The organism is Rhodopirellula baltica SH 1 (assembly GCF_000196115.1).
In the GTDB taxonomy this organism is placed as follows: Bacteria; Planctomycetota; Planctomycetia; order Pirellulales; family Pirellulaceae; genus Rhodopirellula; species Rhodopirellula baltica.
In genome coordinates this window covers 4,249,925-4,275,367 of the sequence record NC_005027.1, presented here as the reverse complement: position 1 = coordinate 4,275,367, position 25,443 = coordinate 4,249,925, and the positions used below count along the sequence as shown (strand labels likewise).

Genomic DNA, 25,443 nt, shown 5'->3' with positions numbered 1-25,443 from the left:
TGGTTGAAAGTCTAACACTGTGCTCGCCCAGGCGCAGTTATCATGGCGTGGAATCCGTCGCGACGTTGGTTCCGGAAAGCCACAACCACCCCGCCCCACCAATCCTGGACACACTGAGAATCAGAATGGCAAAGACGATTTTTTGTGCAAAGAAGATTTGTCGTACCGTCGTGATGGTTCTCTTCGTGATCGGTGCAGGAACTTCGATCCAAGCAGAGGCTTCCGATCGTCCCAATGTGCTTTTGATTTTGACGGACGACCAAGGTTGGGGTGATTTGGCGGCGCACCGGAATCCAAAGATCTCAACTCCGACGCTCGATGCTCTGGCGAATGAAAGTGCGAGGTTGGACCGCTTTTATGTCTCTCCTGTTTGCGCTCCCACACGAGCGGCTTTGCTGACGGGACGTTATCCCGAACGCTCGGGAGTCGCCGGTGTCACCGGAAGGCGTGAAGTGATGAGAGCGGAAGAGACAACGCTCGCCGAATTGTATCGTTCCGCCGGATATGCGACGGGCTGCTTTGGGAAGTGGCACAATGGTGCCCAAATGCCGCTGCACCCGAACGGACAAGGGTTTAATGAGTTCTTTGGTTTCTGCGGCGGCCATTTCAATCTGTACGACGATGCGTTGTTGGAACGAAACGGCACGCCAGTGCAAACCAAGGGATACATCACGGACGTGTTGACCGATGCCGCGGTGGAGTTCATTCAAAACCATCACGACCGTCCATTCTTTTGCTACGTCCCGTTCAACGCGCCGCATGGTCCGTTTCAGGTGAGACGAGATTTATTCGATCGATACAACGACGGTTCGATCGACGAGAAAACAGCAGCGGTCTACGCGATGGTGCAGAACATCGACACCAATGTGTCTCGATTGCTAAAGTGTCTTTCGGACCATTCGTTGGATGAGGAGACCATCGTCGTGTTTCTGACCGACAACGGGCCCAATGGGAAGCGTTTCAACGGTGGCATGCGAGGAACCAAAGGCAGCGTTCACGAAGGAGGTTGCCGCGTGCCTTGTTTCATCCGTTGGACAGGAAACATTCAGCCGCAAAGCATTTCGCAAGTTGCGGCTCACATCGATCTGTTGCCGACGCTGATGCAGTGGTGTGATATTCCTTTACCGACAAAGGTGCCGCTGGACGGCAGGAGCTTGGTCGAATTGATACGCGATGGGGCCGATCCCACACTTGCCGATCGTTCGATCCTGACCTACCGCCCCAATCCGATGCAATTGCAGAAGTTTGGCAAGGCGGCGGTGCGAACCAATACTCACCGATTGACGATTGAGAAGTCGAAGGCGTCTTTGTTCGACATGACGACCGACGCCGGCCAAACCACCGATATCGCGTCGAGTCATCCGGAACTGACGAAGCAGTTGCGATCGCAGATCCAAAAATATGTTCAGGAAATTACACCCAGTATCACAGCGATTCGGCCGGTGCCCATTGATTCGATGCGGTCCGTTTACTTGCCCGCTGTGGATGCGAAGCTGGAAGGCGGCGTCGGGTTTGCGGATGGAATTTCGTGGGCACACAGTTGGGCTGATCGCTGGACAACGACGCGAGACCGAATCACTTGGCCTATTGAGGTGAAAGAGAGTGGTCGATACGAAGTCGTGATTCACTACGTTTGCGATTCGGATTCGGCCGAGATTGTGCTGAAGGCCGGCGACCAGGAGGCCACCACAACGCTGCCGCGATTCACGATGAAGAGCGTTGTCCGTCCTGATTTGGATTCCAAGGCGACTCCTCGGCGAATGCTGACATTTCAACAGCATTCACTCGGAGTCGTTGACCTTGCCGCCGGTGTCTCAACGATCGCTTTGCAGCGAACCGACCAAGCCGGTGCCATGATTGAATTGAACGGACTTACGATCACTCGGCAGTTGCCCTAATGATGCACTCTCCGGAATGACCGTTTCAAAGGCATCAACTGATGATGTCGTTGACGACGTTTCCGTGTACGTCGGTGAGTCGAAACTGGCGTCCTTGGTAGCGGAAGGTGAGTCTTTGGTGATCGATCCCTAGCAGATGAAGAATGGTGGCATTCAAGTCATGGATGTGCACGCCATTTTCTACAATCCCGTAGCCGAGTTCATCGGTCGCACCATGGGTGTGACCACGTTTGGTTCCGCCGCCCGCCATCCAGATCGTGAACGCTTCTTTGTGGTGATCTCGTCCGACTTTCGTCGGCGTGCCACCACCGTTGCTCGCCTGTGCCATCGGAGTGCGACCAAACTCAGCGGCCCAGACCACGAGCGTATCGTCCAGCATGCCTCGCTGTTTGAGATCTTTGATCAACGCAGCGATCGGTTGATCCACTTCTTTCGTCTTTGCCGCCAAGCGATTCTCGATGTTTCCATGGTGGTCCCATCCTTGGTCGAACAGTTGTACAAAACGTACTCCACGTTCGACCAAACGGCGGGCGAGCAAGCAATTGTTGGCGAAGCTCGTTTTTCCCGGTTCGGTGCCATACATCTGATGAACGTCGGCCGTTTCATTATCGATGTTCATCAACTCGGGAACGGAGGTTTGCATCCGATAGGCCATCTCGTATTGGCTGATGCGGGTCGAGATTTCAGGGTCACCAACATCATCCAACCGCAAAGCATTGAGATCCTTGACGGCATCGACAACCTTTCGACGGTCCGACGGCCGCATGCCCTCGGGATTAGATAAGAAAAGGACCGGGTCACCCTGGCTGCGGAATTCAATTCCCTGATGAACGGTTGGCAGAAAGCCGCTTCCCCATGCACTGTTGCCCGCTCCCAAAACTTGACCCGTGATCAGCGTGACAAAGTCCGGTAGGTTCTTGTTTTTACTTCCTATCCCATAACTGACCCACGAACCGATGCTGGGCCGGCCGAATCGCTCGAAACCACTGAGCAAACACATTTGGGCGGGTGCGTGATTGAATTGGTCCGTATGCAGCGTTTTGATGAAGCACAATTCGTCGGCGACCGTCTGTAGGTTGGGCATCAGGTTCGAAATTTGTGCTCCTGATTCTCCACAACGTTGGAATTGGAAAGCTTGGTCCGTTGGGGTGCCAAACAACTTCGGTTGTTCACGAATGAATGCCAATTGCTTTCCGTTGAAGAACTCATCCGGGCATAGTTGTCCCGAACGCTCCTGCAAAACCGGTTTGTAATCGAACAGATCCAGATGCGACGGGGCGCCCACCATGTGGATGTAGATCACACTTTTGGCGCGAGCTGGATGGTGTGTTCCAACCGCGGATCCAATTTTCTCCTGTCCGAACGCTGCGTTTTGTTCAGACTGGAACAGCGATGTCAGAGCGAATCCTCCGAGGCCCATGCCGGCACGCTGAAAGAGTTGTCGACGCGTCTGGTTCGCTGACATTGCTGCCGCAGCGGACACATTGATTCGTTGTTTGGATCGATAGGTTTTCATCTTCGACGATCATCTCAATGAGTCGAGGGATTTGCGGGGAGGTTTCAGTCCTTCGTGATTGTCTCGTCCAAATTCAACAGGACGTTCGCGACGTAGAACCATGCGCCCAATTCTTCTGTGGATGGATAAACAGTGTTGTTCGGAAACGATTGCTCTCGAACGAGCGACTTGGCAAGCTCGGGATTGGAATGAAGGTGCTGCTTTCGCTCATCAAGGAACGTCATCAACCGAGCGGATTCTTGGGGGGCTGGTCGTCTCGACAAAACGATTTCGAATGCCGCCGAAAGTCGATCGGAGTCGCTCCCGTCAGGGTGTTCACATAAGATGCGATTTGCCAGAGCGAGAGCCATTTCGACGTAAGCCGGATCGTTGAGCAATGTCAGTGCCTGCAGCGGCGTGTTGGTTCTCGGCCGACCCACCACGCAAGAACTTCGATCGGGACCATCGAAATTCACAAAGCTGGGGTAAGGTGCGGCGCGTCGCCAAACCACGTAAACGCCGCGTCGGTATCGGTCTTGATCCGTTGCCGCGATCCACTTCGGTTCGTTCCGCCCTACTTGACGCCAAATTCCCGTCGGCTGATGCGGCATGATTGGAGGACCGTGCATTTTTGCGGAGAGCAATCCGCTGACCGCCAAAGCATTGTCGCGAATCATCTCCGCTGACATGCGAAAACACGGTCCCCTCGCGTACCATTTATTCGCCGGGTCGGCCTCGATCAGATCTGCCCGAACTTTGGAGTCCTGTTGATAGGTTTCCGACATCACGATCGTTTTCAGGACATGTTTCATCGACCAACCTGATTCGACCAATTCAAGGGCCAGCCAGTCGAGCAAATCGGGGTGCGTCGGTGGCGATGACTGCGTTCCAAAGTCTTCCAGCGTGTCTACGATTCCCTGACCAAACAATTGAGCCCACCAGCGATTGACCGTCACACGGGCGGTCAACGGATTCGCGGGATCGACCAACCAACGTGCTAGCCCCAGGCGATTCTTTGGAAGGTCCTCGTTCATTTGATGAAGAGCCATCGGCGTCCCCGGTGAAACTCGGTCCCCAGGTGACAAGTAGTTGCCACGTTGCATCACAAAGGTTTCGCGTGGCTCTTCCATCTCCACCATGACAAGCGTGGTGGCGGGCTGGGTTGATTCCAGTTGCTTCGTCAGTTTTTGAATCTTTCGTTGGAGTGCCCTCGCCTTCGGGTTGGTTTTCTCGAAGTGACTCTCGAGCGTTGCAAAGTCACTGGGGGATCGATCTTTCGCAGGTTTCTTGGCCGCTTTCGCGACTTGTTCGGGGACGTTGATTGCGAGTGGATTGCCGCACAGCGCTGAAAGACGCACGCGACCAATCGTTCGGCCTCTTCCGTAGCGTTGTTCCAAGCGGAATCGCAACGTTGAGTCTTCACTTTGGCGAAGTGGCGTTTGAAGTAGAAACTGTGCCCAGTGCGATTGTTGGAATTTCGATGCAATCGCCCAACCCGTTTTGAGATCACCGTCGATGGCGTTGGCGACGTTCCATGCGGGCTGGGAATAGTCGGCGGATGCTGAATGCAGGTCCAGACGTTGGGTGGGGCTGCCTTCCTTCGAAACAATCTCTACCTCGAATTCACTCAAGATGAAGTTGGACCGGACGGCATCGCCGCGGCCCGGGCCTGTTCCGGGAAGACTCGGATGAGTCAACGCTTCGATTTTCCATCCGATGACATCTGCGGGAATCTCATCACAGTGGATCTCGTAGACAGTCTTGTCGGGAAGCTTGCCTGTGAACAAGACCGACTGGTCATCGAGAATCTTCATCTCTTCGTCACCGGTCGAACTGACCGAGGCGATTGAAAGCGTTTTGAATTCAGGTTGGTTGTCGAGCGCGATTGAGAGTTGCTGTGTCCAGTTCTCGAAATCACCTGCTTCTAACACCGCGTTTCTTTTGGCTTCGAGCGAAGCGATTTCGGCTTGCAGGCGGCTTCGATTGCTCGCTTGATCTGGAGGTAGTGGCAGGTCCATTTTGGGACCCCAGAAGTCAAACGACACGCCTTTGCCGCTTGGGTTTTCGACTTCCATTGGTGTGTTGTTGAAGAACGCGAAGAGCTTGTAATATTCCTTTTGGCTGACCGGGTCGTATTTGTGATCGTGGCACTGCGCGCATTCGATGGTCATTCCCAACCATGCTGTCGCCGTCGCATTGACGCGGTCGATGACTTGGTTCACCCGGTTTTCTTCTGGGTGTACGCCGGCTTCGACATTGCACGGCACGGTGCGATGGAAGCCTGTTGCGATTTTTGATCGATCGTCGCATTCGGCAACAAGTCACCGGCGAGTTGTTCAATCGTGAACTGATCAAACGGCATGTCATCATTCAACGCGTTGATGACCCAATCCCGATAGGCCCAACTGTCTCGCAATTGGTCAGCTTGAAACCCATTGGAGTCCGCATAGCGAGCCAAGTCCAACCAAGGTCTCGCCCAACGTTCGCCGAACTGTTCGGAAGCAAGCAGCCGATCGACCAACCGCTCATAGGCATTCAGAGCAGACTCATTGACGAAGGAATTGACTTGTTCCGGCGTCGGCGGGAGTCCCGTCAGGTCAAGTGAGACTCGGCGAATCAGTGTGCGTCGATCAGCGGTTTTGGAAGGCTCAAGACCTCGTTCATGCAATCGGTTCCAAATGAAGCGGTCCACCGGATGAGAAGAACTCGCGGCTTGATCAATCTCAGGAACGCTTGGCTGAGTCGGTGCGATGAAGGCCCAGTGTTGTTCGTAATCACCGCCTTCGGCGATCCATGATTTGAGAATGAACTTTTGATGAGCCGACAGCTTGCGTTTCGACTCGGGCGGCGGCATCAAACTATCAGGGTCGTCGGAAAAAATCCGCTCGATCAGTCCACTTTGGTCCGGCTCATTTGGCACGACCGCGGGGCTTCCCGAGAGCTCTTGGCGGGAGCCGGTTTGAGTGTCCAGTCGCAGGTCGGCCTCGCGTGATTCCGCATTCGGCCCGTGACAATGGAAGCAGTTCTCTGAGAGAATGGGCCGCACGTCTCGATTGAAATCGATAGCGAATGCGTTGGTTGAGATCGACATCACCCATGCCAGCGTCAGCAGTCCGACGCGCGTTGGGAAGCCCTTTCCAAAGCAGAAAACCATGCTCGTCACGATCGAAGGGGAATTGAAGTGGCACTGATCCGTGACGGAAGAGTCTACCACCCGAGCCGGGTGGAAACGAATCAGCGAGTTCCCTTTCTGCTTTGAAGATCGGCGGTCGTTCACTCCTATTGCGAGTCGGGGGACTTTGAGGTGTGGTCGTGGACGATCTTCCAACCTTCGGGGAAGCGTCGGAAAACGAGCGTGAACTTGCCCTCCATCGGCTCCATTCGATCAAGTTTCCAAACGCCGAGGACTTGCATGGCGGAGTTACCCAGCGGAAGGAATTCCAGGTCTGTGAAAGTGAGCTTTCCCATCTTTTCCGAAGTGGGGTAGCGTTCTTTGTATCGCTGCAATGTCGCGTCGAATCCGCGTGTCACGTCACCACCGGAGGAGAACGTGAGTTGATCGCTCTTCCAATAGACCTTCATGAAAGCGTCAATGTTGCCCGCATTCCAATCGCTGGCCTGTTGCTGAATCAGTTCCCTGATCTTTGATTCGTCGGATGCGGATGGGTTTGATTTGGTTGTCGCTTCCGCCGGTGCTCCACCGTTGTCGAGAATCAAGTGCGTTTCGAAACGTCCGGTGCTGTCGGCTGCTGCGCAGCTCATGCCAGGGGTGTTGTGCTGCATCACGATCTCGCCTTGCTGAGAGACAGCAATCAATCCGCCAACACCCGGATCGAGTCGATTCAGCATGATGTCGGTGACTGCTGACTCGAGCGACTGATTCGCGTACCGCATTTGCGCGGCGATGTCATACGCGACACTGTTGCGGATGTACTCTTCGCCAACGCCGGTTCCTGAAACGGCGCACAATCCATTGGCCGCGTAGGTGCCCGCCCCAACGATGGGTGAATCACCGACTCGACCTGGCAGTTTGTTTGCTGTGCCTCCGGTGCTGGTTCCAGCCGCGAGGTTGCCGTGGGAATCCAGCACGACGCAGCCGACGGTTCCAAGATGCGATTCGTCTTCATCCTGAGTTGCCGAAGCAATGCTGGATGCGTCATCGCCATCGCGTTGGGACAGAAAGTATTTCGGATCGACGAGAGGCACTTGCTGAGTTTCCGCGAACTCGTCGGCACCGGGACCAACCAGCAGCACGTGTTTCGTCTCTGTCATCACCCGGCGTGCGAGTGAGATCGGGTTCTTGACCCGTGTCACCCCAGCAACTGCGCCACACGCGAGTGTCTTGCCATCCATCACCGATGAATCCATCTCGACGCGTCCCTCGTTCGTCACAACTGAACCTCGTCCAGCGTTGAAGATTGGATCGTCTTCCAAGGTTCGAATCACGGCTTCAACCGTGTCCATGGCCGTCGCGCCGTCCGCCAGCATATCGCGACCGGTTTGCAACGCGTGTTGCAGACCTTTGGTGCGTTGCTTACTCGATGCGTCGCCAAGTTGAGCCGGTGAGCTGCCGGCTCCACCATGAATCACAATGGCCCATTTGGTCTTCATGGCAGGCTCTTTACTTTGGATTGTTCGGGGGGCGACAAACGCAAACGCAACGGCCGCAGCAAGGATCGTTGTCTTAAAATTCATGGCACGAGCTCTTCAGCGTCACTGACAAATTAGGAGAGGGACATCGAATCCATTTTCCACCGGTGAGGGAACAGCCGAAAGGGGAGACGTCGCTCATCCCCGGTTCAATCTCATTCGATTTCCGGCTCGGTTCAATAAGCTCTGCCCGCGTTGGATCGACTTCACGTGACGTTTTTTCGCGAAAGTGTCCTTGGTTAGGTAGAGGACGAGTCGTCGCGTTGGCGGCGTCGGTTGCCTTTGATTCTTCGACGACGCGATGGAGTACACAATGAATTTCGGTACAAATGATTTTGGTGCGAAAGATTTCCGACGTGGCGTTTTAGTCGCTACAGCGACTTTGTTATCCGTTGCGTTCTTTGGCGGTGAAGCATTTGGCCAGTGTCGTTCTCGAGGTGGAGGACCGCCATCAGGCAGTCCCACTTCATTCACGAGCGGCTCGCAGTATGCCCAAAATCCATATGGGCAGAACGCATTGGTCAGCAGCTATCCACAAAACAACCTGATCGCGTCGCAGTATCAGCAACAACTGTTGGCAAGCCAGCGTCAAATCGCGAGCTCGGCGTATCGGAACACTCAGCAGCAGCGGCTAGCATTGATGCAAAGTGAGGCGGATGTTCAGGCGTATCGACTCGCACGAGCCGAATCTAAACGCGCGGCTCGGGCAGAACGCATTGCCGCCCGACTTCGTGAACAAGGACGTTCAGAGGATGCGTACACTCTCGCGTCAGTCAACGTCGATAAAAGCCCCCCGAGACGCTGAGCATCTGGCATGGAGCACGCCGATTGCCAGATCTTTCGTTTCTGTTCGGAAGACGTTTCAAACAACGCTTGAAGTCAAAGCCGACGCTTTTGCACGGGCAGCCGGAACGAGGCCGGTGACGTGTGGGGCGGAGACGCCTGGTGAAGCCGTGTGTGCCTTGCGGGCAGCATCGCGTTTGCTTTGTGAGCGGAACGCCCAGCGGACATCGATGTTGTCGAGAGCGACGATTGATGGATCCGCGGTGCGGTCGACGCGGACTTGGTACCGAATGACAACGGTCGAACCACTTTGGATCGCATTGAAATGAAGATCCAAACTCCGGTGCATGGAATGGTTTGTCGGCCGAGCGGGCTTTCCATCGATGTGGGTCGATACAATTTGATCGAACATCAAGTTGGGACCGTAGCTTCGCGAAAGTGCTAGTTGCACAACGTCGCACTCGTCAGTGACCTGTGGCATCTCCAACGTGAGTTGGAACTGAAGGATGTCTCCAGCGATCGCGATTTTCTTGTCACAGGATTCACGCCATCGGAGAGGTCCGGTTTCTCCACGCGAGACTGGAAGCATTTGAGCCTTGTGGACGGTTGTCTGAATCGAGTTGCACGATTCGATGATCTGGTTCAGTGCCAAATCATTCTTCAAATGGTCCACGTTGGTCGTCTTCATGCGTTCCGCTCCTGTGCCACTGCTCGGCGCTGGTTTTCAAAGAAACGGTCCGACGACCGCCATCCATTCGCTGCCTGAAGAGACTTTTGCACCAACAATCGGACGGAGCACGAGCGTCAATGGGAGAAGCGAAGAAACTCCTTGTGCCGAAGGCCACGCGTTCGACCTAGAACGGTTATGAGGGACCGCCGGATAGGGAATGCTGAGGAAACCAGAGACACGAAAAGCGACCAATCCGTTGCATGATAAATTGAGCCACGGCTTGAAGACTCGCGGGAGCGTTCCGAGCTGAAAGCTTAATCCGCGACTTGTCCAGACGGTGGTACGGTGTTTAACGCCCCAGTTCAGTGAACGTCGCAAAGTGTTCGTTGGCTGTCGCATATCGACAGGGGATTCGCTTTCGTGAACAGCTTACGTCGTTCTTTGATGCTGTTGTCTGTTCTTTACGAAGTTACAGTACCAGTCCGCGATACCCCAGCGGAAAACGTGTGCACGTTCCGTCACTCCACGTTAGGATGCTTCGTTTGCAGCCAGTTTCGCTGGCCTGCAGAACAAAAGCTGAAACTGCACTCCAAGATTCGACAACTGAGAAAGCGAACAATGCCGCAAAGGATCACGACTGTCCTCCAATGGAGCCTTTTCTTTCTATGTGCCGGCGTCATTCCGGGCATCGCGCAACGAGCTGATGCACAGGACGCTTTTGAGTTCCAATCGAACGATGTCGTCGCCATCTATGGCAACGGCCTGGCCGATCGGATGCAGCATGATCCTTGGGTCGAAACCTTTCTTCAGCATCAGTTGAAAGGGCTCGACGTCAGTTTTCGAAACATGAGTTTTTCGGGGGATCGTGTTAATCAACGCCCGAGAAACCAGGGGTTCACCAATGACACCGAATATTTGAAGCACGTCGCGCCAAATGTTGTTTTCACCTTTTATGGTTTCAACGAGTCGTTTGCCGGACCGGAAAAAGCCGGCGAGCATCGCGATGAATTGATCAAGCTGGTTCAGCGTTACACGCAGGTGCAAAAAGATGACGGAAAGGATCTGCGTTTCGTCCTGTTCAGTCCGATCGCCTACGAGAACACAGGCGACGCGAGTCTGCCCGATGGGGCGGAACTGAATGTCAACTTGGCCGCTTACACCGAGGCGACTCGTGAGGCAGCCGAAATCACGGGCGCGAAGTTTGTTGACTTGTTCTCGCCGACTTACCAGTTGTTTCAGTCGAGTTCCGAGCGACTCACGCTCAACGGAGTTCACCTCAATGAGGCTGGTTACAAGCAACTCGCTGGTATCATTTCACAGGCATTGCTAGGCGAAAAGCCAGCGTCTGATGCAGAGCTTCAGGATTTGTACGAAGCGATTGAGGACAAAAACTGGCACTGGCACAACCGGTATCGAGCGACCGACGGCAATGACATTTGGGGCAGTCGTTCCACGTTGACGTTCGTGGATGGGCAAAGCAACGCAGATGTGCTGAAGCATGAATTGGTGATGCTCGACGTGATGACCGCCAATCGCGACAAAGTGATTTGGGCAGCCGCAGATGGGCGAACCTTGCAGGCTGACGACAGCAATGTTCCACCGCCGGTCAAAGTGACCTCAAATATCGGTGGTGGGAGTGCCAGTTCCAATGCTATGAAAGAGGGCAGCGTCGCCTACTTAAGTCCAGAGGAATCTCTGGCGAAGATCAACGTCCCGGAAGGTTACGAGCTCAACGTCTTTGCGTCGGAAGTTCAGTTTCCCGATTTAGCCAACCCCGTCCAAATGCAAGTTGATGCTCATGGACGATTGTGGGTGGCCAGTTGGAACACTTACCCAAAGTGGGAACCTGGCAAGGAGATGAATGACTCCTTGATGATATTGGAGGACACTGACAACGATGGCAAAGCTGATGTCCGCAAGATTTTCGCACACGTTCACAACCCTCTCGGGTTTGAATTTTGGAACGGCGGTGTGGTTGTCACGTCCGGACCTGACCTGTTGTTCTTGAAGGACACCGATGGCGATGACAAGGCGGACGTGCGATACCCCATTTTGCAAGGGCTTGGTACCTCCGACACTCACCACGCCGCCAACAATTTGGTTTACGGACCAGACGGTGGGATCTATTGGCAAAGCGGGATTTTCCTCGTTCACAACCACGAGACTCCGTGGAAGCAGAACCTGAACATTGGGGCGTCGGGGATGTACCGATTTGACCCGCTGACGTTCGCGATCACTCCACATGCGGGTAACTCCCCCAATCCGCACGGCACCAGTTTCGACTACTGGGGTTATTGCTATGCCAGCGATGGGACCGGTGGGCGTTGCTATCAAGTTCGGCCCGAAGGCAATGGCTTTAAAATGCACAAACTGCTGGAGAAAGAATTTCGACCGGTGGCAGCCAATGCAATTCTATCTTCCGAGCATTTTCCTGAAGAACTTCAAAACGACATCCTGATCTGTAACACGATCGGGTTCTTGGGGGTGAAGCAATACAAGCTCGATCGAGAAGGTGACGTTGAAGAGGAGGCTGCCGCGGAGAAGACTCTGAAGGAGGAGACGGGGCCGGTTAAGATCACTCGAAATGGCGGGTTGATCACTGTTGACCACCCTGCTCTGAAGGACGCCAAAATCACCGGGTTCAAACTCAGTGTGAATGGTCGGCAACAGATGAACCTTTCGGAAGTGGAGGTCATCAGCGGGGGCCGGAATATTGCGAAAACGGCCAAGCTGGCGCAGTCGAGCGAATACAACAACGGAACCTTTCCTGTGCAACGGCTCGTCGATGGAGACAAGGGAAACTTTGCTCACACGTCGCAGCAGAACAACCCTTGGATGCGAGGTGACTTCCCGTCGCCCGTGCAGATCTCCGAGTTCAAGGTCTGGAATCGCAAAGGCTTCGAAGATCGTTTCAACAACGGAAAGATCGAGTTCTTTGACGGCGATGAGGTTGTCGCTGCTGTGGACATCAAAATCGTTTCCGCTGATCAGGAAGAGCAACACCGCGAGTTCGGTGAGGTTTGGGGAACGCCAGGATTGGAGTTGCTCAACAGTGACGACCGCAATTTCCGGCCCACCGATGCGGTCGTCGGCGAAGACGGTGCTCTTTATGTTTCCGATTGGCACAACGCGATCATCGGCCACATGCAGCACAACATTCGTGACCCCAATCGTGACCACGCTCACGGGCGGATTTTTCGTTTGACGGTCAAGAATCGGCCCCTGCAAAAACCTGTCAAAATCGCGGGCCAGTCTATCGAAGCGTTGCTTGAAAATCTCAAACACCCCGTCAACGGCGTTCGGCATCGGACTCGAGTCGAGCTCACCAAGCATGACTCCGACCAAGTCATCGCGGCGACGCAAAAGTGGATGGCGAGTTTCGATCCCAACGATGAAAAAGAAGCTCATCACTTGTTGGAAGCACTTTGGTTGCATCAAAGAAATGGCGTCAAGAATGAGGCTTTGCTGAATCAGTTGTTGGAATCGGATGTCCGGCATGCGGTTGTTGCAGCCAAGACGGTTCGCCACTTTTGGGAAAACGTCGATACGAAGGGCGGAAGCGAGTTTGCCGCGCCCGCAGAACTTGAGTTCGTCAAGTTTGATCCTCCCAAGCACCTCAGCGGCGCCGATCGGAAGACTTACGAGTTGGGTGCAACGATCTATCAGCGTGAATCGCATTGTGCAACCTGCCACATGACTCACGGCAAGGGAACACCAAACGTCTACCCACCGTTGGTCGGTAGTCCCTGGGTCAACGGGAGCGAAGATCGGCTGATCAAGATGGCTCTGCATGGTGTGTGGGGCAAAATGACCGTGGCAGGGAAGACGTATGACCCCGCCCGAGGTGTGCCGCCCATGACCGCGTTCCGTTCCTTGTTGAAGGACGACGAAATGGCGGCGGTTCTGACCTTTGTTCGGAATACTTGGGGGAATGAAGCGTCTGTTGTCAGTCCAGAGGCCGTCTCGCGTGTTCGCGAGGAGACCAAAGGCCGGACGACGTTCTACAAACCGGAAGAAATTCTTGAGTTGCATCCGCTGGAAAAGGAGCTGATGGATGAGAGCGTCACACCGGAGACGGAGGTGTTCTCGAACGAAGAGTTGGAAAAGGAGTTGTTGGCCGCTTCACCAGCCAAGCTGGCTCAGGTCGCTTTGGCGAAGGGGAATTTTCAGCGTGGCAAACGGTTGTTCCATGAATCGTCAGCGGCTTGCTTTGCGTGTCACTCGCCGCCGGCCGGCACAGTGCGAATGGGGCCAGATTTAGAAAAGGCAACGACCAAACGCTCGAGGGAAGAGTTGGTCGACGCCCTGCTCCGCCCGTCCAAGTTGATTGACAAGGATTACGCACAGGTCAGCGTGCTGACGGCGGATGGTCAGATCTTCACTGGCATTCGTGTGAGTGAAAACGACGACGAGATTGTGTTACGCAATCTCGCTCAACCGGAACCCATCACGATTTCGCAATACGACGTCGAGGATGTGATCGAGTCGGAGGTGTCGTTGATGCCCGAGAACCTGATGCGGCAGATGAAGAATCGTCGAGAGTTCAACGACTTGTTGAAGTACATCATCGAAGTCCGCAAAAAGTGAGTCGGCTTTGATGCAGGCTGAGGATCGATCTTGGCAGCGCGAACGAACCGGTTCACGCTGCCAAGTTGGTTGAGGGCGAACGGTTGGTTGATGACAACGAATATCCCGACGGGATGAAAGATGGTAGCCGTAGGTCGCGATAGCGCACCTACGGTTGACGGTCGCTCGCGAACACCGACCCCGGAGGGCGTCGTAGCGATCGATCTGCGACACCCTCCGGGGTCGAATAGATGCTCGCGTTTTGAATCCGGGGGTGTTCGCTGTCGCTCAAACCCCCGGCTACTTTCTTTCATCCCTTTGGGATGGGGCTTTCGTGAGGCGAGCAACGGAAGTGAGTGAAAGGCTCATAAAACGATTGCCCTGCTGGCAGTTGTGTTCTGTGCAAAGAATCCCGACGGGATGAAAGATGGTAGCCGTAGGTCGCGACAGCGCACCTACGGTTGACGGTCGCTCGCGAACACCGACCCTGAAGGGTGTCGCAGAGAACGGTTTGGCCAGCGGGCATTGTTGCCTCTTCTTTTGGGAGGCTTCTCTTTGGGCCGAGCCTAGTTCGTTGGTGGGTCAACGAACTCAAGTGGTGGAGCGACGTCAGGTTCACGCTCTGAAAGGACTCGGATCGTGTAGCCTCCGTAGCACTTTTTGCCGACGATAATCATCCAGTCGGAGACATCGTTGCGAGTAACCGTGCGCACGTCACCAAGCTTAAGGTTGGGAATATCCTCTGGGTCGTTCGCACACTCCCCGGTGATCTCATCGCCTTCGAATTTGATGGGTGAGAACCAGATGTGTTCCAGTTCGCCGCCTGATGTTGGCATCGCGAATTTGAGGCTGTAGCCATCGCTATCCATTGTCTTCCAGTTGTTCTCGAAGAATGAAAGCGTCTCCTGTGCCTTAGCGATTGCCGCGTTCATTTCTGAGTCGTCGTCTTCGATGCTGACGACCGGAGGTACCGAAGAATCAGCGATGGGCGACTCGCTGCATCCGCAAACTGCAATGAGCGTTGATAGGACGAACCCGGTTAGCAATCTGGGATTCAATGCATTTTCCTTTGGGGAGTTGAGCGTCGCGGTAGCAGGCCCATGGCGGGCGATGCTTGCGGCGATTGTAATCGCACGTGGTCGCGCTCCTGTGGTCAAAACAGGTTGAAAGCCTATCGCTGAAGGTAGTTCAGGCGTTGCGGGATTCTCGGGCGATGGTCCACTCGATCGCGGCGATCAGGGCGCGGGCCTTGTTGAGGGTTTCTTCGTATTCCGAGTCGGGGTTGCTGTCGGCGACGACTCCGCAGCCGGCTTGCACGTGATACGCCCCGTTTTGATGCACGATCGTGCGAAGGGCCAAGCAGGTGTCCATGTTGCCTCGGTAGTCGATGTAGCCCACCGCGCCACCGTAGGGGCCGCGACGATGCGGTTCGATCTCGTCGATGACCTGCATCGCCCGGACTTTGGGGGCACCTGAAACAGTCCCCGCGGGCAAACATGATTTCAGAGCGTCAAAGGCGTCGAGGCCTTCCCGCAGTTTGCCTCGCACCTCGCTGCTGATGTGCATCACGTGGCTGTAACGCTCGATAACCATGATTTCGGTCAAGTCCACGGTGCCGAATTCGGCGATCCGGCCGATGTCGTTGCGACCCAGGTCGACCAGCATCACGTGTTCGGCACGTTCCTTGGGGTCGGCCAGCAAGTCTTTTTCGAGAGCTTTGTCTTCTTTTTCAGTTGCTCCACGGGGCCGCGTTCCGGCAAGTGGACGCACCGTGACCTCACGGTCTTTGACCCGGCACATGATCTCCGGCGAGCAACCCACCAGGACGCATTCCGGGTTGCGGACAAAGAACATGAACGGCGACGGATTGACGACGCGGAGCGAGCGGTAGACCGCGAACGGGTCGACGTCGCTTTTGACGGTCAGTCGTTGGCTGGGGACGACTTGGAAGATATCGCCGGCACGAATGTACTCGACGCAGTGGCGAACCGCGTCACAGAACGACTCACGGGTGAAGTTGGACTCGACCGGCAGCGGCTGGCGTTGGTCTTCTTCGATGATCTCGTCCACCCGGAGGTCGGGTGGACTGGTCATCAGGCGTTTGATCGTTTGGTCGACTTCTTCGGCCGCGGCTTGCCGAGCCTCGGAAATGGCGGTTGAATCGGTTTCCTCGTCAATGCCGCGGCAATCGGCTAGGGAGACCACGGTGATGGTTTTATCGACGTGATCGAACACGCACAGGGTGTGATAAAAGGCGAAGTTCAGATCGGGAAGGTTTCGGTCGTCCTCGGTGGTGTCCGGCAAATTCTCGACATAACGCACCACATCGTAACCCGCGTACCCGATTGCTCCACCGATGAAGGGAGGCAACCCGTCCAGGGTGGCAGTGCGGTCCTGAAAGCTCTCGCGAAAAGCGTTCAGTGGATCATCGCACTGGGATTCAACGACCTCGCCGGTGGACATGTTTGTCCGCCGAACCGTGTTGCCTTTGGCCGTGAATCGGGCCAGTGGTCGAGAGCCCAGGAAGCTGAAACGTCCCACCTTTTCGCCTCCGATCACGCTTTCGATCAGGAAAGCGGGGCCTCCATCGTCCAAGTGCATGAACGCCGTGACGGGGGTCAACGTATCAGAGAGCAAGCGTCGGTAGACGGGAACGAAGTCGAACCGACGGGCCAGCGATTCGAACGACGAAAGCGGCGGTTGGTGCATGAGGTTTCCAAGCATGAAGTTTCGGCGCGTTGTGACGTTGCGATAGTGTGAAGTGCGACGGCGGGCTTGGAAACCGGGTTGGCCAGCGATAGAATTCCAAGGCGTGAACGAGTCCGCCTCCACGGGCGGTCATCACGGAGCCGTGATGCCGACCATGACAGCAATCGTGCCGCGAAGTTCGCTTCGTATCGCGAATTCCGCATCGTGCCACGGAAGCCAGAGCAAGATTCCTGAGCAGTATCTTTGACCCGAACAAGGGTGAAAGAGCTCGGAAGAGCAGAGAGCCTTGAACACGGGACGTTCAAGGACACGGAACCAGTGTCACGAATTTAGCGAGCCATCCTGCGAGACTCTCATGAAATGCCAGTACTGCGATAAACCGGCGACTTTCCACATCACCGAATTGACCGAACCCGATGGGCCGCAAGTGTTGCACTTGTGCGAGCAGCATGCTCGTAACGTGCTGCAAAAAGGCGAGCCAACTCCGGTTTCCAGCGTCGCCGGTGCGTTGGCCAAGCAACTGCAATTGGGCCAAACCAAGGAAGAATTGCGGAAGCTGGACCAGAAAGAATGCCCTGTCTGCGGAATCACTTTCTTTGAATTTCGCAATTCGGGACGGTTGGGTTGCCCCCTGGACTACGACCACTTCGAAGCGGATCTCAAACCGTTGTTGATCAACATTCACGACTCATTGGAACACACCGGAAAGCGGCCCACCCGAGCGGCCGCAACCGCGGATTCTCAGGCGGATCTGATCCGTTTGCGAAAAGAAATGGAAGCCGCGGTGGAACGAGAAGAATACGAACGAGCGTCCGAATTGCGAGATCAGATCAACGCGATCCAAGGCGAGCCAAAACGTCGAGGAAACGCGATATGAAAGAAGCCACCGACTTGTCGGTGTTGGTCAAAAACAGCGGTGAATGGTTGCGTGGCACGGGCCCGGAATCCGATATCGTGATCAGCAGCCGCATTCGTTTGGCCCGCAATTTGGCGGGATTCCCCTTCATCCGAAAATGCAGCCCTGAGGATCGTGAAAAGATCGAACGTCAGGTTCGTTCGCGGCTGGAAAATTTGCCCGATTGGGACGAAATTCCCTACGTCGACATCGCGACGTTGAGCGAAGTGGATCGCCAATTCTTGGTCGAACGCCAGCTCATCAGTCGAGAAATCGCGGACTCCGAAGGCAGCCGCGCCGTGGCGATCGATCCCAGCGAGCAATACTCGGTGATGATCAACGAAGAGGACCACTTGCGCATTCAGGTGATGCACAGCGGACTGGATCTGGTCAGTGCGTGGGAACAAATTGACCGAATCGACGATGCGATCGAAGGTGAGGTGCTGTACGCATTTCACAACAAATTCGGCTACCTGACGGCTTGTCCGACCAACGTCGGCACGGGGCTGCGTGTCAGCGTGATGCTGCATTTGCCCGGTTTAGTGATCACCCAGCAAATCGAAAAAGTGTTCCGCAGTATGCAGCGGATCAACGTGACCGTCCGCGGTTTGTACGGCGAAGGGTCGCAGTACACGGGCGATTTCTATCAAGTCAGCAACCAAGTGACGCTCGGGCACACCGAGAAAGAATTGCTAGAAATGGTCGGCCAAGAGGTCGTGCCACGGATCATCGATTACGAACGCAAGGCTCGCGAATTTTTAATTGACAAAGGCCAGCAGGATCTGCATGACGATGTCAGCCGAGCGCTCGGAATTCTCAGCACCGCCCGAAAGATCAGCAGCGAAGAGACGATGCATTACTTGTCCAAGGTTCGCATGGGCGTGAACCTGGGGCTGATCGACGACGTGCAATTGGCAACGATCAACAAATTGTTCATCCACACTCAGCCGGCTCACTTGCAAAAGTTGCATGGCCGAGTGTTGACGACCAGCGATCGGAACGTCCAGCGAGCCAGCTACTTGCAACGTCATTTGTGTGGGCCAGCCGATCGCGCCGACGAACTGAACTGACTTTCTCGACGATGCGTCTGACTGAATGGATGTATCAAACGCCGACCCAATGAGTGGACAAGTTGCAACGGGAAATCATCGTCAAAGGCGCTCGCGAACACAATTTGCGCGACGTCGATTTGACGCTCACGCGAGGGGAGCTGATTTGTTTCTCGGGTGTATCGGGAAGTGGCAAGAGTTCGCTCGCGTTTGACACGCTGTACGCCGAGGGGCAACGTCGATACGTCGAAAGCCTGAGCAATTCGGCTCGGCAATTCATGGGGCAGATGCCCAAACCCGATGTCGATCTAGTGACCGGGCTGAGCCCGTCGATCTCAATCAGCCAAAAGTCGACCGGCAACAATCCTCGCAGTACCGTCGGCACGATCACGGAGATCTACGACTTCTTGCGAGTCCTGTACGCTCGTGTCGGCACGGGACACTGTCCGGCATGTGACGTCGAAATTGCGGCTCAAACGACGGATGTCATCGTGAACCGTCTGTTGGAATTGGCATCCGATGGTTGGCAAGACGAGCAATCGTCCGAAGATTCCGATACCGAAGCCGCGATCGAAGACGGCACCTTGTGGGTGATGGCTCCGCTGGTTCGCGGCCAAAAAGGTGAATTCCGTGATTTGTTTGAGGACCTTCGCAAACAAGGTTTCAACCGCGCCCGAGTTGATGGGGAAACGTTCCGGCTGAGCGACCCTCCTCCGCTGGATCGAACTCGCCGTCACGATGTGGAAGTCGTGATCGATCGAATCGTCGCGGACCAAATTGAACGACCGCGATTGATCGAGGCGGTTGAGTTGGCACTGAAGTTGGGCGAGTCGTCCTTGATCGCTTCGGTGGGGCCGCCCAACGGAGAGGATGTGCCTCCGGTTCGCCATGATCAGCTGTTCTCGTCGAAGTACTCGTGCGGTAATTGCGGCCGAAGCTTCCGGCCACCGACGCCCCAGTTGTTCAGCTTCAACAGCCCACAGGGGATGTGTGCTTCGTGCGACGGGATCGGCCGTCTGTACACGTTTGTGCCCGAGTTATTGATCCCGGATGAGTCGCTGTCGATTCGCAAAGGTGCGATCGCGTTGCTCGGCAAATGGGGAGACCTGGGACGCTATCGGCGTCACATCTATCGCGGCGTTGCTGACGCGATGGACGCGGAGTTGGAACTCGAACCCGGCACGATGCTGGAAACCCGCTGGGACAAATTGCCGGAGATCGCTCGCCACATTTGGTTGTGGGGTGCCGATGATTCGATGCAGTTCACTTGGCGAGGCGGACGCAAAGCGAAGAAGTACGTCGGCAATTTTGAGGGTTTCATTCCCGAGTTGCTCGATCGCTATCGAACCAGTCGCAACAAGATGCAGTTGCGTCAGTTCGAAAAGTACATGAACACGATGGATTGCCCGGATTGTCATGGGAAGCGACTGAACGATCAGGCTTGCGCGGTTCGTATCTCGACGGGCTCGAAAGACTTTGCCGAATCGAAAAGCAAATCGCTGCCAGAATTGTGCGAGCTCTCCATTGATTCCTTGATGGAGTTCTTCGGCGACATTCCGCTTTCAAAAACCGACACGCAAATTGCCGGTGAGGCTCTTAAAGAAATTCGCGGGCGAATTGGGTTCCTGCTCGGTGTGGGTTTGGAATACTTGACGCTCGGCAGAACGGCTCCAACCTTGTCCGGCGGTGAATCCCAACGGATTCGACTGGCCGGTCAAATCGGATCGGGTTTGTCGGGGGTGCTCTATATCTTGGACGAGCCTTCGATCGGTTTGCACCCGCGTGACAACGATCGTTTGATCACGACGTTGACCCGTTTGCGAGATGCGGGCAACACCTTGATTGTGGTTGAGCACGATGAAGACACCATGCGTGCGGCGGACACGATCGTGGACTTTGGTCCGGGGCCTGGCGTCAAAGGCGGTCACATCGTGGCGGCTGGATCGATCGATGATCTGCATCGATCCAAGGAAAGCGTTACGGGAGCGTTCCTGTCGGGGGCTCGTGCAATCACGCCGAGTGAAAAGCTACGTCCGGTCGATTCCAAGAAACAACTCACCATTCGTGGGGCGCGGTTTCATAACTTGAAGGACATCGATGTTTCCATTCCGCTGGGCGTGGTGACTTGCGTGACCGGGGTTTCCGGCAGCGGCAAGAGTTCATTGATTGGCGGGATCGTTGAACCCGCTCTTCGCAATGCGCTCAACGGGGCCGAAGCGGAAGTCGGCGATCATGATTCCATCGAGGGTCTGGAGCATCTCGACAAAACGATCGCGATCGATCAGTCGCCGATTGGCCGTACGCCTCGCAGTAATCCTGCGACCTATGTGAAGGTGTTCGACGAGGTTCGCAACCTGTTTGCGAAGTTGCCGGAAGCAAAGGCTCGTGGTTACTCGGTTGGTCGATTCAGTTTTAACGTTGACGGCGGGCGATGCGCCGCGTGCGATGGAAACGGTGCGACCAAGTTGGAGATGGACTTTCTGGCCGATATCTGGGTGACTTGCCCGGTCTGCCAAGGCCAACGTTACAATCGCGAAACGTTGTCGGTTCAGTTCAAAGGCAAGTCGATCGCCGATGTTCTCAACATGGATATTTCGGAGGCTTTGGATCTGTTCCAAAACATACCGAAGATCGCCGAAAAGTTGCAGACGTTGGTCGACGTGGGGCTGGAGTATTTGAAGCTCGGCCAGCCATCGCCGACTCTGTCCGGTGGTGAAGCTCAACGCATCAAACTTTCGCGAGAATTGAGTCGACGCGATACCGGAAGCACACTGTACGTGCTGGATGAGCCAACGACCGGTTTGCACTTTGCCGACATTGATTTGTTGCTGGGTGTGATCAACCGTTTGGCCGATCGTGGCAATACCATTGTGATTGTCGAGCACAATCTGGACGTGATCAAAACCGCGGATTGGGTGATCGACATCGGTGTCGAGGGCGGTGCCGGTGGCGGTCGAGTGGTCGGCGAGGGGCGTCCCGCTGAGGTCGCGAAAGTTGACGACAGCTACACTGGTGCTGCACTCGCCGAAGTGCTCGGTATCAAACGACGACAGGCCAAGAAGCGTGCCCAAGCGATCCGCGACATTGTGGCTCCTCCGGCTAAGTCACGGACCCACGTCGTGGTCGAAGGTGCTTGCGAGCACAACTTGAAGTCGGTCGACTTAGAAATCCCTCGCGATGCCATGACTGTGTTCTGTGGTCCCAGCGGTAGCGGCAAGAGTTCGCTGGCGATGGACACGATTTACGCCGAAGGTCAGCGGCGTTATGTCGAGTCGTTGTCCAGTTACGCGAGACAATTCATCGGGCAGGTTCAAAAGCCCAAAGCGGAACGCATCGAAGGCCTGTCTCCCGCGGTGGCGCTGGAGCAAAAGAACCTCGGCCATTCGCCTCGTAGTACCGTCGGTACGGTCACGGAGGTTTACGACTACTTGCGGATTTTGTACAGCAAACTCGGCACGATGCACTGCCCTGATTGTTCGGTGCCGGTGGGAACGCAAACGCCCGATCAAATCATCGACAAGGTGATGGGATTGCCAAAGGGCACACGAGCTTTGTTGCTGGCGCCGATCGAGGTTCAATCCGGCGAAGCATCGCTTGCAACGTGGCAAAGCTATCGTGCGATGGGCTATTCCCGCGTTCGTATCGATGGTGAAACGGTGGAACTGGACGATGCGAAAGCTCTCGATCCTCGACGGGTTCACTTGGTGCAAATTGTCGTCGACCGAATCAAGATCGCTCCGGAGGAACAGTCCCGGATCAGCGATAGCGTCGAACAAGCGTTGTCGCTGGGTGTCGGTGTGTTGGATGTGGCGATCGCGGATTCGGACCAACCCGAACGGGATTGGCATGTGCTTCGACACAGTCAGCATTTGGTTTGTGAGTCCTGCGGGCGTTCGTTCTCGCAATTGACCCCGCACCACTTTTCGTTCAACTCTGGCATTGGTTGGTGTCCCGGTTGCGAAGGATTGGGGACGCAGACGGGCACGAATCCGGCTGCTTTGATGGGAACGCCTCAGACAACGTTGGCAGTCGGTGCCGCATTGCTGTGGCCGTCGGTCGATCACGCGGTCAGTCGGTGGATGTTGCGGGCTCTTTCTCGCACCACGGGTATCCCGATCCATCAACCAATTGATCGGCTGACGGTGTCACAGCGTCGTCTTTTGTTCCACGGTTTGGGGCCGCGTTGGGTCGAAGTTCGGCAAGGCGACACGACCGATGAAAAATCATCTTCTGAAAATGAACACGCCGAAGAGGTACGCGATCACTTTGGTGAAGGCAACGTGCTGTTTCGGTTCCAGTTCAAAGGGTTCTACCCCGCATTGGAGGAAGCGTCTCGTTTGACGCCGGGATTGCGAATGCGATTGGAAGCGTTCGTGGCCGAAATTGATTGCTCGGTTTGTGACGGTTCGCGTTTGCGAGATGACTCAGCGGCCGTTCGTTTTCGAGATTTGACGATCGGCGACTTGGTGCACATGCCACTGGATCGATTGTCCGAAGAAGTCGATTCTTGGGATCTGGATCGTCGCGAATTGAAGATCGCGGGTGAGCTCATTCGTGAAGTCCAATCGCGCGTTCGATTCTTGCGAGACGTGGGACTGGACTATCTGACCTTGCATCGCGGTGCACCAACCTTGTCGGGCGGTGAAGCTCAGCGAATTCGTTTGGCATCGCAACTCGGCAGTGGATTATGCGGCGTGTTGTATGTGCTGGATGAACCGACGATTGGATTGCACCCGCGAGACAACCGACGATTGCTCGCGGCGCTGCACCGACTGCGAGATCAAGGCAACACGTTGTTGGTGGTGGAACACGATCACGATGTGATTTCAGGAAGCGACTATTTGTGTGACTTTGGGCCTCGAGCCGGTCGCCACGGTGGTCGCGTCGTCGCACAGGGAAAACCCGACGCGGTGGAACCAGCCGACCAATCTGTCACGGCGCCTTACCTATTGGGCGATAAACAGATTGAGTTGCCCGCGGTTCGCCGTCCGGTGCTCTCTGAATCGGGCAAGCCGATGGTGGAGTTTTTGTCTGTCAAAGGTGCTCGTGAGAACAATCTTCAAGACGTGGACGTTGACATTCCGTTGGGCGTTTTGACTGCGATCACGGGCCCCAGCGGCAGCGGCAAAAGCTCGTTGATCAACGACATCGTCTATCCGGTTTTGGCCAGGCGTCTGCACCGGGCCAAAGTGAAACCCGGTCAGCACGATGCGATCGATGGTCTGCGGTACGTCAACAAGGTCATCCAGGTCGATCAATCACCGCTGGGGAATTCACCCAGCAGCAACCCGGCGACCTATACCGGCGTGTTTGATTTGATTCGTGGGCTCTTTGCGGAACTGCCAGCCGCGCGTGAACGCCGATTCACGCCGCGAACGTTTAGTTTCAATGTGTCTGGTGGTCGTTGCGAATCGTGTGAAGGCAGCGGACAACGCAAAATCGAGATGCACTTCTTGCCAGATGTTTGGGTGCCTTGCGACGATTGTGGTGCACGACGCTACAACGAGGATGTGCTGGAAGTCAAACTGCATGGGCAATCGATTGCGGATGTGTTGGAGATGCCATGCGGCGAAGCGGTCGAGTTGTTTGCATCGCATCCACGCATCGCTCGCGTCATTCAAACGCTTTGTGATGTTGGATTGGATTACGTCACGCTCGGTCAATCGGCTCCGACTCTTTCTGGTGGAGAAGCCCAGCGGGTGAAGTTGGCGGCCGAGTTGGCTCGTCCAGCAACCGGGCACACGATTTACTTGTTGGACGAGCCAACAACGGGTTTGCATTTCGGTGACATCGAAAAATTGCTGGTTGTGATGCAGCGTTTGGTCGAGCTCGGAAATTCCGTGATCGTGATTGAGCACAATTTGGACGTCATCAAGTGCTGCGATTGGTTGGTTGACATTGGGCCTGGTGCCGGAGTCCATGGTGGGCAGGTCGTCTTTGCCGGAACCCCAGAAGGTTTGGCTGCGAAGGCGGACCCGGTCAATCGCGAAAGCGACGAATGGGTTTCCGCGACCGCGCCGTTCTTGGCGGATGCACTGGCGGGAACGCGAACGGCTCAGCCGCGTGAGGTGCTAGATTGGCAACCCGCAGTGAACGGCCGAGTGTTGGAGTCCAATTCCGCTGCAGCGACAACGAACGAGATCGCAAGGGAACCCAAAGCCGTTCTTCGTGTGGATTCGCCCGAGCCAATTTCGTTGCTGGCAGACGATGCGGAGGTCGAAACCGAAAGCGATTCGGCAAACGCCTTGCTGCAACCTTGGCGAGCCTTAGGACGTCGGTGGCACACGTTGCCGAAAGGTTTTCCTGAGAACGCACCGCCTCAGTGGCCGCTCGAGCTGGTCGAGGGTTTGCTAGATATGTTGTCAAACGTCGCCGGCGAGGGTGCGGTCGAGTACCCTGCCCCGGACCGCGTGTCGGTTCGGCTAGAATCGGGCGAAGAGGACGTTCCGTTGCCTCACTGGGCGGAAGTCGAAACCAAGGTGAGCAATTGTGTCCGGCTGAAATTGAGCGGGCCGCAATCCGCGATCGATTTGGAGCAATTGTTGGCTTTGGATGTGCTTCAATCTCGCTCCGACACCGGCACGTTGGACCTCAGCGATGCTGAACGCGTGACGCTGACATTTCATTTGACTGACGTGGATCATGCACGCAGTCGAAAGCTGAAGACGTTCTTGAAAACGCACTTGGATCGGACGCGGTCCTCGACCTGACGTGTTGACGAGGCGACA

The 25,443-nt window shown here is 55.5% G+C and carries 12 protein-coding genes and 1 pseudogene; 6 read left to right on the top strand and 7 right to left on the bottom strand.

Translation table 11 applies throughout. From position 1 onward, the window contains the following. Positions 1 to 47: 47 nt before the first annotated feature. Positions 48 to 1,898 (top strand): sulfatase-like hydrolase/transferase, encoded by a 1,851-nt coding sequence (locus RB_RS16345; RefSeq protein ID WP_164922112.1) that lies wholly within the window; start codon positions 48 to 50, stop codon positions 1,896 to 1,898. A gap of 34 nt (positions 1,899 to 1,932) precedes the next feature. On the opposite strand, the gene RB_RS16340 is transcribed toward RB_RS16345, so the two are convergent. From RB_RS16340 to RB_RS16330, 4 genes and pseudogenes are all read right to left on the bottom strand, one after another. Next, complete coding sequence (locus RB_RS16340) at positions 1,933 to 3,414, bottom strand: DUF1501 domain-containing protein (protein WP_011121659.1); 1,482 nt, start codon at positions 3,412 to 3,414, stop codon at positions 1,933 to 1,935. Positions 3,415 to 3,458: 44 nt separating this feature from the next. After that, positions 3,459 to 5,468 (bottom strand): DUF1553 domain-containing protein, encoded by a 2,010-nt coding sequence (locus RB_RS28600; RefSeq protein WP_338111411.1) that lies wholly within the window; start codon positions 5,466 to 5,468, stop codon positions 3,459 to 3,461. A gap of 63 nt (positions 5,469 to 5,531) precedes the next feature. Continuing rightward, a pseudogene (locus RB_RS28140) lies at positions 5,532 to 6,484 on the bottom strand (DUF1549 domain-containing protein); the annotation flags it as partial. 188 nt (positions 6,485 to 6,672) lie between these two features. Continuing rightward, positions 6,673 to 8,088, bottom strand: a complete 1,416-nt coding sequence (locus tag RB_RS16330) for an isoaspartyl peptidase/L-asparaginase (protein ID WP_011121656.1) — start codon at positions 8,086 to 8,088, stop codon at positions 6,673 to 6,675. 268 nt (positions 8,089 to 8,356) lie between these two features. Here RB_RS16330 and RB_RS28135 point away from each other — a divergent pair, with 268 nt between their 5' ends. Continuing rightward, positions 8,357 to 8,848 (top strand): hypothetical protein, encoded by a 492-nt coding sequence (locus RB_RS28135; protein WP_231845698.1) that lies wholly within the window; start codon positions 8,357 to 8,359, stop codon positions 8,846 to 8,848. Positions 8,849 to 8,905: 57 nt separating this feature from the next. On the opposite strand, the gene RB_RS16320 is transcribed toward RB_RS28135, so the two are convergent. Next, positions 8,906 to 9,514, bottom strand: a complete 609-nt coding sequence (locus tag RB_RS16320; RefSeq protein WP_007339182.1) for a hypothetical protein — start codon at positions 9,512 to 9,514, stop codon at positions 8,906 to 8,908. Between the two features lie 600 nt (positions 9,515 to 10,114). On the opposite strand from RB_RS16320, the gene RB_RS16315 reads away from it, so the two are divergent. Further along, positions 10,115 to 14,083 (top strand): PVC-type heme-binding CxxCH protein, encoded by a 3,969-nt coding sequence (locus tag RB_RS16315; RefSeq protein ID WP_164922111.1) that lies wholly within the window; start codon positions 10,115 to 10,117, stop codon positions 14,081 to 14,083. A gap of 545 nt (positions 14,084 to 14,628) precedes the next feature. Here the strand turns inward: RB_RS16315 and RB_RS16310 are convergent. Both RB_RS16310 and trpE read right to left on the bottom strand, forming a co-directional pair. After that, positions 14,629 to 15,120 carry a YegJ family protein gene (locus tag RB_RS16310; protein ID WP_011121651.1) on the bottom strand — a complete coding sequence of 164 codons (492 nt, stop codon included), beginning with the start codon at positions 15,118 to 15,120 and terminating at the stop codon, positions 14,629 to 14,631. Positions 15,121 to 15,250: 130 nt separating this feature from the next. Then, positions 15,251 to 16,894, bottom strand: coding sequence for an anthranilate synthase component I (gene trpE / locus RB_RS16305; RefSeq protein ID WP_011121650.1), 1,644 nt, complete (start codon positions 16,892 to 16,894; stop codon positions 15,251 to 15,253). A gap of 232 nt (positions 16,895 to 17,126) precedes the next feature. Between trpE and RB_RS16300 the strand changes: the two genes are divergently transcribed. From RB_RS16300 to uvrA, 3 genes are read left to right on the top strand one after another with little or no spacing between them, the layout of a single operon-like run. Next, entirely contained in the window at positions 17,127 to 17,648 is a 522-nt protein-coding gene (locus RB_RS16300) for a UvrB/UvrC motif-containing protein (RefSeq protein ID WP_007334154.1), read from the top strand. Beyond that, positions 17,645 to 18,736: a protein arginine kinase gene (locus RB_RS16295; protein ID WP_007328432.1), complete on the top strand. Its 1,092-nt coding sequence runs from the start codon at positions 17,645 to 17,647 to the stop codon at positions 18,734 to 18,736. The genes RB_RS16300 and RB_RS16295 overlap by 4 nt, the downstream gene beginning before the upstream one ends. A gap of 53 nt (positions 18,737 to 18,789) precedes the next feature. Continuing rightward, positions 18,790 to 25,425: an excinuclease ABC subunit UvrA gene (gene uvrA / locus RB_RS16290; protein WP_011121648.1), complete on the top strand. Its 6,636-nt coding sequence runs from the start codon at positions 18,790 to 18,792 to the stop codon at positions 25,423 to 25,425. The last annotated feature ends 18 nt before the right edge of the window (positions 25,426 to 25,443 follow it).

Coding starts and splice junctions, on each gene's coding strand:
- RB_RS16340 (WP_011121659.1), bottom strand. CDS start 3,414: ATGAAAACCTATCGATCCAAACAACGAATCAATGTGTCCGCTGCGGCA.
- RB_RS28600 (WP_338111411.1), bottom strand. CDS start 5,468: ATGGAAGTCGAAAACCCAAGCGGCAAAGGCGTGTCGTTTGACTTCTGG.
- RB_RS16330 (WP_011121656.1), bottom strand. CDS start 8,088: ATGAATTTTAAGACAACGATCCTTGCTGCGGCCGTTGCGTTTGCGTTT.
- RB_RS28135 (WP_231845698.1), top strand. CDS start 8,357: ATGAATTTCGGTACAAATGATTTTGGTGCGAAAGATTTCCGACGTGGC.
- RB_RS16320 (WP_007339182.1), bottom strand. CDS start 9,514: ATGAAGACGACCAACGTGGACCATTTGAAGAATGATTTGGCACTGAAC.
- RB_RS16315 (WP_164922111.1), top strand. CDS start 10,115: ATGCCGCAAAGGATCACGACTGTCCTCCAATGGAGCCTTTTCTTTCTA.
- RB_RS16300 (WP_007334154.1), top strand. CDS start 17,127: ATGAAATGCCAGTACTGCGATAAACCGGCGACTTTCCACATCACCGAA.
- RB_RS16295 (WP_007328432.1), top strand. CDS start 17,645: ATGAAAGAAGCCACCGACTTGTCGGTGTTGGTCAAAAACAGCGGTGAA.